This window comes from Burkholderia sp. 4NA327C6 (assembly GCF_005502655.1).
GTDB lineage: Bacteria > Pseudomonadota > Gammaproteobacteria > Burkholderiales > Burkholderiaceae > Burkholderia > Burkholderia contaminans.
The window spans coordinates 109020-123143 of sequence record NZ_SCNZ01000025.1 but is presented as its reverse complement, the minus strand read 5'-3'; the positions used below and the strand labels follow the sequence as shown (position 1 = coordinate 123143).

Genomic DNA, 14124 nt, shown 5'->3' with positions numbered 1-14124 from the left:
CGTTTCCGTTAGCGCGAAAGAGGCGTGATTCTAAGCACCCACCCCCAACTCCGCAAGCCCCTTTGTGAAAATATTTTGAAAAAGCCCCCGTGCGCTGACGCGCACGGGGGCTTGGGGCTCGACGGGCCAAATGGCGCCGCTCACCTGCGCGTTGCCGGCAACACTTCCCTCTATATATAGCGGTGCGTCACTTGCCGCCCACCGCAGCCTGCAGCTGCTCGACCGGCACCGCGTCGGCCATCGCCGTGTAGCCGGCGTCGCTCGGATGAATGCCGTCCCCGCTATCGTATCGACGCTGCAGCACGCTCGGGCGCGCCGCATCGCGCAGCACAGCATCGAAGTCGACCACACCGTCGAACCCGCCACCGCTTCGGATCCATCGGTTCACCTCAAGGCGGATCGCCTCACGCCCCGCCGGCAGCCCAGCCGGCGTCAACGTCGCGCCGAAGACCTTCACGCCCTGCCGGTGCGCCGCTTCGATCAGCCGGCGATAGCCGTCGATCAAGGATGCAGCCGTGACCTGCGTATGCGGGTGGTCGCAATCGAGCCCCGCGCGCGGCGGCATCGCCGCGAAATTGATGTCGTTGATCCCGATCAGCACGATCGCCGCCTTCACCCCCGCACGCGACAGCGCATCGCGCTCGAACCGCGAGGCCATCGACGTGCCGTAGCACGCCGAATCGCTGAGCAGCCGGTTCCCGCTGATCCCAAGATTCGCGACGCCGATCGACTCCGCCCCAGAGGCGGTCAGTCGACGCGCCAGTGCGTCCGGCCAGCGGCGGTTCCGGTTCACGCTCGAGCGCAGCCCGTCGGTAATCGAATCGCCGATCGCCGCTACGCTCGCGCGCGCCGAACCAGCCTCGACCGCGAGCTCGCTCACCCATGCATATTGAGTAAAGCGAGTGCGGAACAGCGCGGCGCCCGGATCACTCACGTGATCACCGGGTGCAGACACGTAATTGAACTGGTTCGACACGCGGTGCCAGACCGTCATCCGCTGGTTTGCCCCCATTTGGAGGCTGATCGCATAGGGTCGCCCGGCCGCCACGTCGATCGCCACCGGATCGCTTTCGAGCTCCTGGCCCGGCGCAAGCGTCACCGACGCCTTGCCGCCGAACCGGACCGGCACCGCCGCGCCGGCAAGCGCCGCTCCTTCTCCTGCGCGCGCGAGGCTCGCCGCCTCCACGACCAGCGGCGCACGGGAGTAGGCATTGCTGATGCGGATCCGCGCAGCACGCCCCGACACCGTCGGGTAGACGATCTGGCGCACGGCCCGTCCAGCCACGTCGGGCGCGCGATAGAGCGGCGGCGGTGCGGCAAGGTCGGGAATAGGCTGCAGCGCGGTCGCCCACGCCGCCACCCATCCGGCCGGCGCGGCCGAAGCCGACGCCACGGGCGGCGAGACAAAGACGGCCGCACCCAGCACGACTGCGGCGATACTGCTTCGAAATGACATCGGCAAAATCCTCGTCGGAAAGCGGGCATTGTGCCGCAGAAGACGCGAACCCCACGCGCCGGACCACCATCACCCCCTCCGATCGCGCCCCGACTTCGCTCGTTTACCCGAGTCTCGCCGCAAATCCACAACAAATTTATTAACCGACCGGTCGGTTGGTTTATACTTCGCACACATTCAACCGGACGAGAGCCTCGCCATGTACACGCAATCCCTCGACATCCCCGGCAACGTCGCGCCGCTCGACGCCGCAGCCGAGTCGCCCGAGCAGGCGCGGTTCGATGCGGTCATGGCCGCCGACGGCAAGATCGAACCGCAGGACTGGATGCCCGACGCCTATCGCAAGACGCTGGTACGCCAGATCTCGCAGCACGCGCATTCGGAAGTCGTGGGCATGCTGCCCGAAGGCAACTGGATCTCGCGCGCGCCGAGCCTGAAGCGCAAGGCGATCCTGCTCGCGAAGGTCCAGGACGAAGCCGGCCACGGCCTCTATCTGTATAGCGCGGCCGAAACGCTCGGCGTATCGCGCGACTCGCTGATCGACGCGCTGCACGCCGGCAAGGCGAAATATTCGAGCATCTTCAACTACCCGACGCCGACCTGGGCGGACGTCGGCGTGATCGGCTGGCTCGTCGACGGCGCCGCGATCATGAACCAGATCCCGCTTTGCCGCTGCACGTACGGCCCGTACGCGCGCGCCATGATCCGCGTGTGCAAGGAAGAATCGTTCCACCAGCGCCAAGGCTTCGACGCACTGTTGTCGATGATGAAGGGCACCGACGCGCAACGTGCGATGGTCCAGCAGGCCGTGAACCGCTGGTGGTGGCCGGTGCTGATGATGTTCGGCCCGAGCGACGCCGATTCGGTCCACAGCAACCAGTCCGCGAAATGGGGCATCAAGCGGATCACGAACGATGACCTGCGGCAGAAGTTCGTCGACGCGACGGTCGACCAGGCGAAGGTGCTCGGCGTGACGCTGCCCGACCCCGACCTGAAATGGAACGAGGCGCGCGGCCATCACGACTACGGCACGATCGACTGGGACGAATTCTGGCGCGTAGTCAACGGAGACGGCCCTTGCAACAAGGAACGCCTCGCGACTCGCGTGAAAGCGCACGAGGACGGCGCATGGGTACGCGAAGCCGCCCTCGCCCACGAAGCGAAGCGCCGCGCGCGCGCAGAACAGCACGCCGCCTGAGCAGCGGCACACCATCGAATTCAGGATTCAGGAGAAAGTGATGAACAAGGAATGGCCGATCTGGGAAGTGTTCGTGCGCAGCAAGCAGGGGCTCGATCACAAGCATTGCGGCAGCCTGCACGCCGCCGACGCGTCGATGGCGCTGCGCATGGCGCGCGACGTCTACACGCGCCGCCAGGAAGGCGTGAGCATCTGGGTGGTGCCGTCGTCGGCGATCACCGCGTCGGATCCGAGCGAGAAGGCCGAGCTGTTCGAGCCGGCGGGCGACAAGATCTACCGTCACCCGACGTTCTATACGCTGCCCGACGAAGTCAACCACATGTAACGCCCGCGCCATGACGATCACGCCCGAACACCTCTCCTACGTGCTGCGCCTCGCGGACAACACGCTGATCCTCGGTCAGCGCAACGCCGAATGGTGCGGCCACGGCCCGATTCTCGAGGAAGACATCGCGCTCACCAACATGAGCCTCGACCTCATCGGCCAGGCACGCATGCTGTATACGCATGCGGCCGAACTCGAGCGCCAGCTCACCGGCGCAACGAAGACCGAGGACGACTACGCGTACTTCCGTACGGAGCGCGAGTTCGCGAACTTCACGCTCGCCGAGCTGCCGCACTACGGCCCGCTCGCCGGCACCGCACACGCCGACAAGGACTACGCGGTGACGATCGTGCGCAACTTCCTGTACTCGGTGCTGATGCTGCATGTGTGGAGCGCGCTCGAAACGTCGACCGACACGCAGCTCGCCGCGATCGCCGCGAAATCGGTGAAGGAGACGCGCTATCACGTGCAGCACGCACGCGAGTGGCTCGTTCGCCTCGGCGACGGCACCGACGAATCGCACCGTCGCGCGCAGCGCGCGCTCGACTACCTGACGCCGTACACGCGCGAATTCTTCGCCGCCGATGCGATCGATGACGCGGTCGCCGCCGAGGGCATCGCCCCCGCCCCGGCCACGCTCGAAGCAGCATGGCGCGCGGACGTGGACGACGCGCTCGCGGAAGCGACGCTCACGCTGCCGGCCCCCGTGCAGCACGTGACGACCGGCAAGCAGGGCGAGCACTCGGAACACATGGGCTACCTGCTCGCCGAACTGCAAAGCCTCGCACGCCAGCATCCCGGCGCGAGCTGGTAACCGGCCGCCCCGCCACGGAGCCCGACGATGTCCGTCCAGACCGCCCCCGCCAACGCCGTGCCCGCCTCGCGCCACGCCGACCCGCTGCTCGCTCGCGCATGGGACGTGCTCGAAGCCGTGCCCGACCCCGAGATCCCGGTCGTGTCGATCCGCGAGCTCGGCATCCTGCGCGACGTCCGCCGCGCGGAAGACGGCCAGCTCGAAGTCGTGATCACGCCGACCTACTCGGGCTGCCCGGCCATGTCGCAGATCGCGGAGGACATCGCGGCCGCGCTGCAGGCCGCCGACCTCCCGCCGCACCGGATCGAGACGGTGCTCGCGCCCGCGTGGACGACCGACTGGATCACGCAGGAAGCACGCGACAAGCTGCGCGCGTACGGCATCGCGCCGCCGGCCGGCCAGTGCGGCACCGCCGCGCCGCGAGAAAACGTCGTGCGCTTCGTGCCGCGACCGGTCGCGGCACCCGCGTGCCCGCGCTGCGGCTCCGCCCGTACCGAGCGTCTCGCGCAATTCGCGTCCACGGCCTGCAAGGCGCTGTATCGCTGCGTCGACTGCCGCGAACCCTTCGACTACTTCAAACCCTATTAATCGATATGGCGACCCCGCAATTTCATCCGCTGCGTATCCGCGACGTGCGGCCCGAGACCGCCGACGCCGTAACCGTCTCCTTCGACGTGCCGCCCGAGCTGCGCGACGCGTACCGCTTCACGCAGGGCCAGTTCGTCACGCTGAAGACCCACATCGACGGCGAGGAAACGCGCCGTTCGTATTCGATCTGCGTCGGCACGACAGACTACGATCGTGACGGCGAACTGCGCATCGGCATCAAGCGGGTGCGCGGCGGCCGCTTCTCGAACTTCGCGTTCGACTCGCTCAAGCCGGGCCACACGATCGACGTGATGACGCCGGACGGCCGGTTCTTCACGCACCTGAACGCCGATCACGGCAAGCAGTACGTCGCGTTTTCCGGCGGCTCCGGCATCACGCCGGTGCTCGCGATCGTGAAGACGACGCTCGAACTCGAGCCGCGCAGCACGTTCACACTGATCTACGGCAACCGCAGCGTCGACGCGATCATGTTCGCGGAGGAGCTCGAGGACCTGAAGAACCGCTACATGAACCGCTTCGTCCTCTATCACGTGCTGTCGGACGACCAGCAGGACGTCGCACTGTTCAACGGCGTGCTCGACCAGGCGAAATGCGCGGAATTCCTCGACACGCTGATGCCGGCCGACGCGATCGACGAGGCATTCATCTGCGGCCCCGCGCCGATGATGGATGCGGCCGAGGCCGCGCTGAAGGCGGCCGGAGTGCCGCAGGCGAAGGTGCACGTCGAGCGCTTCGGCACGCCGTTGCCGCAGGCCGGTGCGCCGGTCGTCGAAATCACCGACCAGACGCCGGCGGCCGACCTGGAAATCGTGCTCGACGGCAAGAAGCGCAAGCTGCGCCTGCCATACGAAGGCGTGAGCCTGCTCGATGTCGGCCTGCGCGCGGGCCTCGCGCTGCCGTACGCGTGCAAGGGCGGCGTATGCTGCACGTGCCGCGCGAAGGTGCTCGAGGGCGAAGTGCGGATGGAGAAGAACTACACGCTCGAAGAGCATGAAGTGAAGGACGGCTTCGTGCTCACTTGCCAGTGCCACCCGATCAGCGACAAGGTCGTCGTGAGCTACGACGAGCGTTGAGCGACGTCGCGTCGCGGCGCCGGACGGTTTCTCGCCGTCACACATCTCGCTTACACTAGGGGCCGCCGGCCGGCTGGACATCGCAACGTCCGCCCGGCCGGCGGTTTTCTTTTGTTGACGACAGGCCGATGAGTACCATTCATGTGATTCAGGGCGGCACCGCCGCCGCGTCGCTGCGCGAGGCACTTGCGCAAGCCGGACGCGACGAGCGCGTCGTCGGATTGCTCGACGATCTCGGCGTCGGGCCGCTCAAGGGCGCCGACGAGACGCCCGACACCCGCGCCGCCTTCTGGCAGCGCGTGCTCGGCGACCAGATTCCCGACTGGAATGCAGAGATCGAAGGCGAATTCGCGCGCCTCGACCAGCTCGCGACCGATACGGGCCAGGTAGTCGTGTGGCATGCGCCGAGCGTCGGCGACAAACTGCTGCTGCGCCGCGTCGCCTATCACCTGCGCAACGTCCCGCAGCGCCTGAACGAAGTGCGGCTGTCGGCCGCCGATCTCGACTCGGCGCAACGCGCGGCGCTATCGCGCACCGACCAGGCGTGTGCGACCGGGATGTTCTCGCCGGCCGAGCTGGCGCGCAAGCGCCCGGTGGCCGCGCCGATCTCGGTGCTGCGCATCGGCCGCCTCGCGCTCGAATGGCAGGAGGCGAAGCACCTGAACGCCGAGCTGCGCTACTGGGTCAGCAACACCATCAAGAGCGGCTACTATGAGGACCTCGACGCGCTGATCATCGCGCGTGCGGAAGCCGACTGGCGGCCTGCGGCGCGCCTCGTCGGCAGCATCATGGCTGACGCCGACCGCGGCGGGCTGTTCGTCAGCGACTCGATCGCCTGGTGGCGCTGCCGCGAACTCGCGGCAGCCGGCCGGCTCGAGCTGCAGGACGACGCGCCCGACGCCCTCTCTTCCACGCAGGTGCGCGCAGCCCGCACGGCCACCCCGCACCGCTAATCTTCCGCATTCAACCATGGCCCGTACCCGAGCGCCCGACCACGAATCCCAGCGCGAGCAGATCCTCGATCTGGCCGCCGAGAAATTCGCGCAGACGAGCTACCCGAGCACGTCGATGTCCGATCTCGCGACCGCGAGCGGCACGTCGAAGGCGCGCCTCTATCACTATTACGAGAGCAAGGAAGCGATCCTGTTCGACCTGCTCGACCGCTACACGAAACGGCTGATGCTGATCATCGCCGAGGTCGAAGGGGCGAGCCAGCGGCGTGGCCTCAGCGAGCGCGACGCGTTCGCCGAGCTCGTGCGCGCGTTCCTCGCCGAGTACGAGACGTCGCACAGCCGGCACGTCGCGCTGCTCAACGACGTGAAGTATCTGGAGGACGCACAGCGCGAAATCGTGCTCGACCGCCAGCGCGACATCGTCGCGGCATTCACGCGCCAGCTCGCACGCGCGTACCCGGACCGCATCTCGAAGGAAAACCAGACATCGGTGACGATGATGGTGTTCGGGATGATCAACTGGACGTTCACGTGGCTGAAGCCGGGCGGCCGCCTCGGCTACCGCGACTTCGCCGAACAGGTGATCGACCTGATCGAACGCGGGCTGTCGACGGCGGCCTGATTGCCGCGCAGCAGCATGCGTTGCGCGACGGGTACACTGCGACCGCCTGTCGTGCGTTTCATATGATGAATTTTAAATACGTTAAAAATCAAATACATACAGGATTAACTAAGCGGTTTTAGAATTTCCCCTCGGCACAAATAACGTCAAATACGGGTTTTCCCCAACCCTCGTCGGGTAAAATGCTGTTGCATTGCACAACCCGTTTGTGCAGCCACACACTGAGGAACCCACGATGAACACGCAATTCAACGGCCCTGCCGAAGTCGTCGGCACGGTCGGCAGTGCGCCGGTTCTCGTCAGGGAACTGGCTTCCAAAGACCGTGAGCAGATGCTCACCCACTTTCTCTCGCTCGACGAAGAGGATCGCCTGCTGCGCTTCGGCCAGATGGTGCCCGACCACGTGATCGAGAACTACGTCCGCACGATCGACTTCGGCCGCGACACCGTGTTCGGTGTATTCGACCACGACCTCGAACTGATCGGCGTCGGCCACCTGGCCTACCTGCCGGCCGAGGGCGACAAGCGCACGGCCGAATTCGGCGTGTCGGTGCTCGAAAGCGCACGCGGCCGCGGCGTCGGCTCGAAGCTGTTCGAGCGCGCGGCGATCCGCAGCCGCAACACGCACGTGACGATGCTGTACATGCACTGCCTGTCGCGTAACGCGACGATGATGCACATCGCGAAGAAATCCGGGATGCGGATCGAGTACGCATACGGCGAAGCCGATGCGTACCTGTCGCTGCCGCCGGCCGACCACTCGACGATCATCGCCGAGATGCTGCAGGAGCAGGCCGCGGTGTTCGACTACGCGATGAAGCGCCAGGCGCGCCGCACCACGAAGTTCATCGAATCGCTGATGCCCGCCGCGCTGACGGCGTAATGTCGGCCAGCCGGGCCGCGCGTGCCGCGCGCCCGGCCTCTCCCTTCCCCGCCGCGCACTAGCGCACCGAACGAATCGGCAACGCCGTCGTTTCCTTGAAGCATTCGAGCGAAAAGCTCGTCTTCACGTCGATCACCGACGGGTGATGCAGCAGGTGCTCCTGCACGAAGCGGGAGAAATGCGCCATGTCCTCGACCTGCACGCGCAGCAGGTAATCCATGTCCCCCGTCATCGCATGGCACGCGACCACTTCCGGCCAGGTCTGCACGGCCGCGCGGAACAGCTCCGCATGGGTCGCGCCCGCCCGCGCCGACGTTTCGTCGGCCCGCATCGGCGCCAGGCCGCCGCGCTTCTCGAGCCGCACGCTCACGTAGGCGAGCAGGTCGAGCCCGAGCTTCTGCGGATTCAGCAGCGCGACATAGCCGGTGATCACGCCGATCTCCTCGAGCCGCCGGATCCGCCGCAGGCACGGGCTCGGCGACAGGTTCACACGCTCGGCGATCTCCTGGTTCGACAGGCGCCCGTTCTCCTGAAGAATCGCGAGGATTCGCCGATCGATGGCATCCAATTCGGCTTGCGCCATCTTCTGCCCTCCAATGAATGGTTTGAGACTGGAAATTGCGCCATCGTAGGTTCGGGCAATTAAGTTCGCAAGTTTACGCTCGCGGCTGCCCGCTACACTCTGTCGCACGTACCGATTCGTCGCGCTCGCCGCCGCGGGCGCCACGTTCGACATCGAACCAGGCCGGGCCTGCGCACGTCGCCCCGGCCGATCGCCCCCACAGGAGACACGCCATGCAGATCCCGAACTGGGACAACCCCGTCGGCACCGACGGCTTCGAATTCATCGAATACACGGCACCGGACCCGAAAGCGCTCGGACAGCTGTTCGAACGGATGGGTTTCACCGCGATCGCGCGCCACCGCCACAAAGACGTGACGGTGTACCGCCAGGGCGACATCAACTTCATCATCAACGCCGAACCCGATTCGTTCGCACAACGCTTCGCGCGCCTGCACGGGCCGTCGATCTGCGCGATCGCGTTCCGCGTGCAGGACGCCGCGAAGGCGTACAAGCACGCGCTGGAGCTCGGCGCATGGGGCTTCGACAACAAGACGGGCCCGATGGAGCTGAACATCCCGGCGATCAAGGGCATCGGCGATTCGCTGATCTACTTCGTCGACCGCTGGCGCGGCAAGAACGGCGCGCAACCGGGCGCCATCGGCGACATCAGCATCTATGACGTCGACTTCGAGCCGATCGCCGGCGCGAACCCGAACCCGGTCGGCCACGGCCTCACCTACATCGACCACCTGACGCATAACGTCCATCGCGGCCGTATGCAGGAATGGGCGGAGTTCTACGAGCGCCTGTTCAACTTCCGCGAAGTGCGCTACTTCGACATCGAAGGCAAGGTGACGGGCGTGAAGTCGAAGGCGATGACGTCGCCGTGCGGCAAGATCCGCATCCCGATCAACGAGGAAGGTTCGGATACCGCCGGCCAGATCCAGGAATACCTCGACGCGTACCACGGCGAAGGCATCCAGCACATCGCGCTCGGCGCCACCGACATCTACCAGGCGGTCGATGGCCTGCGCAGCAAGGAAGTGAAGCTGCTCGACACGATCGACACGTATTACGAGCTGGTCGACCGCCGCGTGCCGAACCACGGCGAATCGCTGGACGAACTGAAGAAACGCAAGATCCTGATCGACGGCGCGCGCGACGACCTGCTGCTGCAGATCTTCACCGAGAACCAGATCGGGCCGATCTTCTTCGAGATCATCCAGCGCAAGGGCAACCAGGGCTTCGGCGAAGGCAACTTCAAGGCGCTGTTCGAATCGATCGAACTCGACCAGATCCGCCGCGGCGTCGTGCAGGACAAGGCCTGACGCATCCGGCGGCCGACTTCCCGGGGCAACCCGGCAGCCCGCGCGATCCGGCGGCGCAAAGAAAAAGGGCGGGAATCCGAGGATTCCCGCCCTTTTTGCATTCCGGCGCGGCCCGCTGGCCGCGCGAGCGGATCAACGCGCGTTCGCCTTCGACTCGACGGCGCGCTCCGCCGACGGCTGCGCGACGGCGTCCTGGGCCGGCACGATCTGCTGCATCTGCGCGCCGGCTGCCGCCAGTGCGCTCGCGCCTCGCGCGTGCACCGGGCCGGTCATCGAGAAAAACGCGGCGGACACGATCAGGAAACTCTGGATATGACGTGTGTTCATTGCACCTCCTGTAAAACTGCCGGCGCCTCCCCGATTGCGTCGAAACAAGCCAACGCGGCCGGGCACCTCCGGCAGGCCGACAAGATTAACGGCGTTTGCACGAAGATGGGGCAGGCTTTACATGCTTTTACATGATGTAACGCATGGTTCTGCCCTGTTTTTCTGACGCAGCGCCGCAATCCCCCCGCATTCCAACCGATGGGCGGCGGGTTTGCCCCAGTGCTACCATCGCTTAAAACCGGCCAATATGCCGGCCACTGCCGACGCGTCCACAAGATGCCCGAAGCAGGCGAGTTTTGGTGATCCCAAACTGGGTGGAGGAGACTGTTAATGAATGCCCCGCTAGACGCAGGCCAACGCGCATCGCTAGAAGCCGCGCTGAAGTCCGTCACGCTTGACGACAAATACACACTGGAACGCGGTCGCGCGTACATGAGCGGCATCCAGGCCCTCGTGCGCTTGCCGATGCTCCAGCAGGAACGCGATCGCGCCGCCGGTCTCAATACGGCAGGCTTCATCTCCGGCTACCGCGGTTCGCCGCTCGGCGGCCTCGATCTGTCGCTCTGGAAAGCCAAGCAGCACCTGGCCGCCCACCAGATCGTCTTCCAGCCCGGCCTCAACGAAGATCTCGCCGCCACCGCCGTGTGGGGCTCGCAGCAAGTGAACCTGTACCCCGGCGCGAAGCACGACGGCGTGTTCGGCATGTGGTACGGCAAGGGCCCGGGCGTCGACCGCACGGGCGACGTATTCAAGCACGCGAACTCGGCCGGCTCGTCGAAGCACGGCGGCGTGCTGGTGCTCGCCGGCGACGACCACGCGGCGAAATCGTCGACGCTCGCGCACCAGTCCGAACACATCTTCAAGGCCTGCGGGCTGCCGGTGCTGTTCCCGTCCAACGTGCAGGAATATCTCGACTTCGGCCTGCACGGCTGGGCCATGAGCCGCTACTCGGGCCTGTGGGTCGCGCTCAAGTGCGTGACGGACGTGGTCGAATCGTCGGCATCGGTCGATATCGACCCGCATCGCACCGAGATCGTGCTGCCGACCGACTTCATCCTGCCGGAAGGCGGCCTGAACATCCGCTGGCCCGACCCACCGCTCGTGCAGGAAGCACGGCTGCTCGACTACAAGTGGTACGCGGCGCTCGCCTACGTGCGCGCGAACAAGCTCGACCGCATCGAGATCGATTCGCCGAGCGCGCGCTTCGGGATCATGACCGGCGGCAAGGCGTACCTCGACGTGCGCCAGGCGCTGACCGACCTCGGCCTCGATGACGAAACCTGCGCGCGGATCGGCATCCGGCTCTACAAGGTCGGCTGCGTGTGGCCGCTCGAAGCACAGGGCGCACAGGCGTTCGCGCGCGGGCTCGACGAAATCCTCGTCGTCGAGGAAAAGCGCCAGATCCTCGAATACGCGATCAAGGAAGAGTTGTACAACTGGCCCGACGGGCAACGCCCGCGCGTGTTCGGCAAGTTCGACGAGAAGGACGGCGCCGGCGGCGAATGGTCGGTGCCGATGGGCAACTGGCTGCTGCCCGCGCACTACGAACTGTCGCCCGCGATCATCGCGAAGGCGATCGCGACGCGCCTCGAGAAGTTCGAGCTGCCGTCCGACGTGCGGGCACGCATCGCCGCGCGCCTCGCCGTGATTAACGCGAAGGAAATGGCGCTCGCGAAGCCCCACGTGCAGACCGAGCGCAAGCCGTGGTTCTGCTCGGGCTGCCCGCACAACACGTCGACCAACGTGCCGGAAGGCTCGCGCGCGATCGCCGGCATCGGCTGCCACTACATGACCGTGTGGATGGACCGCAGCACGAGCACCTTCAGCCAGATGGGCGGCGAAGGCGTGCCGTGGATCGGCCAGGCGCCGTTCACGGACGAGAAGCACGTGTTCGCGAACCTCGGCGACGGCACCTATTTCCACTCGGGCCTGCTGGCCGTGCGCGCGGCGATCTCGTCGAAGGCGAACATCACCTACAAGATCCTCTACAACGACGCCGTGGCGATGACGGGCGGCCAGCCGGTCGACGGCGTGCTGACGGTGCCGCAGATCACGCACCAGCTCGCGTCGGAAGGCGCGAAGAAGATCGTGATCGTCACCGACGAGCCGGAGAAGTACGACAGCCAGAAGGCGCTGCTCGCGCCGGGCGTGACGATCCACCACCGTGACCAGCTCGATGACGTGCAGCGCGAGCTGCGCGAGATCGAAGGCACGACGATCCTGATCTACGACCAGACCTGCGCGACCGAGAAACGCCGCCGCCGCAAACGCGGCACGTATCCGGATCCGGCCAAGCGTGTCGTGATCAACGACGCGGTGTGCGAAGGCTGCGGCGACTGCTCGGTGCAGTCGAACTGCCTGTCGGTCGAGCCACTGGAAACCGAATTCGGCACGAAGCGCCAGATCAACCAGTCGAGCTGCAACAAGGACTTCTCGTGCGTGAAGGGCTTCTGCCCGAGCTTCGTCACGGTCGAGGGCGGCCAGTTGAAGAAGCCGAAGGCCGTGTCGGTCGACGGCAACGCACTGCCGCCGATCCCGGAGCCGACGCTGCCGGACATCGACCGCGCATACGGCGTGCTCGTCACGGGCGTCGGCGGCACGGGCGTCGTCACGATCGGCGCGCTGCTCGGGATGGCCGCGCACCTGGAAAACAAGGGCGTGACCGTGCTCGACGTCACCGGTCTCGCGCAGAAGGGCGGCGCCGTGATGAGCCATGTGCAGATCTCGCACGCGCCGACCGACATCCACGCGACGCGAATCGCGATGGGCGAGGCCGACCTCGTGATCGGCTGCGATGCGATCGTCACGGCCGGCGACGAGTGCACGTCGCGGATGCGCCACGACACGACGCGCGTAGTCGTCAACAGCGCGCAGACGCCGACCGCCGAGTTCATCAAGAACCCGAACTGGTCGTTCCCGGGCCTGTCTGCCGAGAACGACATCCGCGCGGCAGCAGGTGAAGCCGTCGATTTCATCGACGCGAACCGCTTCGCGGTCGCGCTGCTCGGCGACGCGATCTACACGAACCCGTTCGTGCTCGGCTACGCGTGGCAGAAGGGCTGGCTGCCGCTCACGCTCGCGTCGCTCGTCCGCGCGATCGAGCTGAATGCGGTATCGGTGGAGAAGAATCGCGCGGCCTTCGACTGGGGGCGCCGCGCCGCGTACGACCTGGCGAGCGTGAAGCAGGCCGCGGCCGGCGACGCGCGCCCCGTGCAAGGCGCCACGGTGATTTCGCTGCACACGAAGAAGGCGGTCGACGCGCTGATCGCGAAGCGTGTGGAATTCCTCACCGCGTACCAGAACGCCGCGTACGCGTCGCGCTATGCGGCATTCGTCGACAAGGTGCGCGCGGCCGAGCGCGCGCTGGCAGACGGCGACACGATGCAGGAACCGCTGACCGAAGCGGTCGCGCGCAACCTGTTCAAGCTGATGGCGTACAAGGACGAATACGAGGTCGCGCGGCTGCAGTCCGATCCGGCGTTCCTCGCGCGCCTGACCGCGCAGTTCGAAGGCGACTGGAAGCTGAAATTCCACCTCGCGCCGCCGCTGTTCGCGAAGACGGACACCCACGGCCATCTCGTGAAGAAGGCGTACGGCCCGTGGATGATGTCGGCGTTCCGGATGCTCGCGAAAGCGAAGTTCCTGCGCGGCACCGGGCTCGACCCGTTCGGCCGTACCGCGGAGCGTCGCACCGAGCGCGCGCTGATCGGCGAGTACGAAGCGCTGATCGGCGAGGTGCTCGCCAAGCTGAGCGCGGCCAACCGGCCGCTCGCCCTCGAGCTCGCGGCGCTGCCGGACGGCATTCGCGGCTACGGCCACGTGAAGGAGAACAACCTGCGCGCGGTACGCCAGAAGTGGGACACGCTGCTCGCGAAGTGGCGTTCACCGTCGGGCGGCCAGTCGCACCAGCAGGTCGCTTGACGGCACGCGGCGGGCATTCGCGGCCGGATGCCCGCCGGCGAGCGGCTATC

Annotated in this window: 13 protein-coding genes; 10 read left to right on the top strand and 3 right to left on the bottom strand. The window is 66.4% G+C overall.

What is annotated here, in order from left to right:
* Nucleotides 1-187 precede the first annotated feature (187 nt).
* Nucleotides 188-1456, bottom strand: coding sequence for an SGNH/GDSL hydrolase family protein (locus FFS49_RS24380; protein ID WP_105815073.1), 1269 nt, complete (start codon nucleotides 1454-1456; stop codon nucleotides 188-190).
* Between the two features lie 199 nt (nucleotides 1457-1655).
* On the opposite strand from FFS49_RS24380, the gene paaA reads away from it, so the two are divergent.
* The 8 genes from paaA to FFS49_RS24340 all read left to right on the top strand — a co-directional run bounded on the left by paaA (nucleotide 1656) and on the right by FFS49_RS24340 (nucleotide 7933).
* Entirely contained in the window at nucleotides 1656-2654 is a 999-nt protein-coding gene (paaA, locus tag FFS49_RS24375; protein ID WP_039366897.1) for a 1,2-phenylacetyl-CoA epoxidase subunit PaaA, read from the top strand.
* Nucleotides 2655-2694: 40 nt separating this feature from the next.
* On the top strand, nucleotides 2695-2979 hold the full coding sequence (gene paaB, locus FFS49_RS24370; protein ID WP_027788585.1) for a 1,2-phenylacetyl-CoA epoxidase subunit PaaB: 285 nt from the start codon (nucleotides 2695-2697) through the stop codon (nucleotides 2977-2979).
* A 10-nt stretch (nucleotides 2980-2989) separates the two neighbouring features.
* The gene (paaC, locus tag FFS49_RS24365; RefSeq protein ID WP_105815074.1) at nucleotides 2990-3793 is read left to right on the top strand and encodes a 1,2-phenylacetyl-CoA epoxidase subunit PaaC; all 804 of its coding nucleotides are present in this window, start codon (nucleotides 2990-2992) and stop codon (nucleotides 3791-3793) included.
* A gap of 27 nt (nucleotides 3794-3820) precedes the next feature.
* Nucleotides 3821-4381, top strand: a complete 561-nt coding sequence (gene paaD, locus FFS49_RS24360) for a 1,2-phenylacetyl-CoA epoxidase subunit PaaD (RefSeq protein ID WP_105815075.1) — start codon at nucleotides 3821-3823, stop codon at nucleotides 4379-4381.
* Between the two features lie 5 nt (nucleotides 4382-4386).
* Entirely contained in the window at nucleotides 4387-5475 is a 1089-nt protein-coding gene (gene paaE / locus FFS49_RS24355; protein ID WP_105815076.1) for a 1,2-phenylacetyl-CoA epoxidase subunit PaaE, read from the top strand.
* Nucleotides 5476-5603: 128 nt separating this feature from the next.
* Complete coding sequence (locus FFS49_RS24350; protein ID WP_137909912.1) at nucleotides 5604-6428, top strand: DUF1835 domain-containing protein; 825 nt, start codon at nucleotides 5604-5606, stop codon at nucleotides 6426-6428.
* A gap of 16 nt (nucleotides 6429-6444) precedes the next feature.
* Entirely contained in the window at nucleotides 6445-7050 is a 606-nt protein-coding gene (locus FFS49_RS24345; protein ID WP_006482923.1) for a TetR/AcrR family transcriptional regulator, read from the top strand.
* Between the two features lie 235 nt (nucleotides 7051-7285).
* A complete protein-coding gene (locus tag FFS49_RS24340; protein ID WP_039366876.1) occupies nucleotides 7286-7933 on the top strand; it encodes a GNAT family N-acetyltransferase in 648 nt (215 codons plus the stop codon).
* A gap of 58 nt (nucleotides 7934-7991) precedes the next feature.
* Here the strand turns inward: FFS49_RS24340 and FFS49_RS24335 are convergent, their stop codons facing one another.
* Nucleotides 7992-8516, bottom strand: coding sequence for an Lrp/AsnC family transcriptional regulator (locus FFS49_RS24335; protein ID WP_047851430.1), 525 nt, complete (start codon nucleotides 8514-8516; stop codon nucleotides 7992-7994).
* A 212-nt stretch (nucleotides 8517-8728) separates the two neighbouring features.
* Here FFS49_RS24335 and hppD point away from each other — a divergent pair, with 212 nt between their 5' ends.
* Nucleotides 8729-9826 carry a 4-hydroxyphenylpyruvate dioxygenase gene (hppD, locus tag FFS49_RS24330; RefSeq protein WP_039366871.1) on the top strand — a complete coding sequence of 366 codons (1098 nt, stop codon included), beginning with the start codon at nucleotides 8729-8731 and terminating at the stop codon, nucleotides 9824-9826.
* Nucleotides 9827-9958: 132 nt separating this feature from the next.
* Here hppD and FFS49_RS24325 read toward each other — a convergent pair whose 3' ends face one another.
* On the bottom strand, nucleotides 9959-10153 hold the full coding sequence (locus tag FFS49_RS24325; RefSeq protein ID WP_046547411.1) for a hypothetical protein: 195 nt from the start codon (nucleotides 10151-10153) through the stop codon (nucleotides 9959-9961).
* A gap of 330 nt (nucleotides 10154-10483) precedes the next feature.
* Between FFS49_RS24325 and FFS49_RS24320 the strand changes: the two genes are divergently transcribed.
* Entirely contained in the window at nucleotides 10484-14074 is a 3591-nt protein-coding gene (locus FFS49_RS24320; protein WP_105815078.1) for an indolepyruvate ferredoxin oxidoreductase family protein, read from the top strand.
* Nucleotides 14075-14124 lie beyond the last annotated feature (50 nt).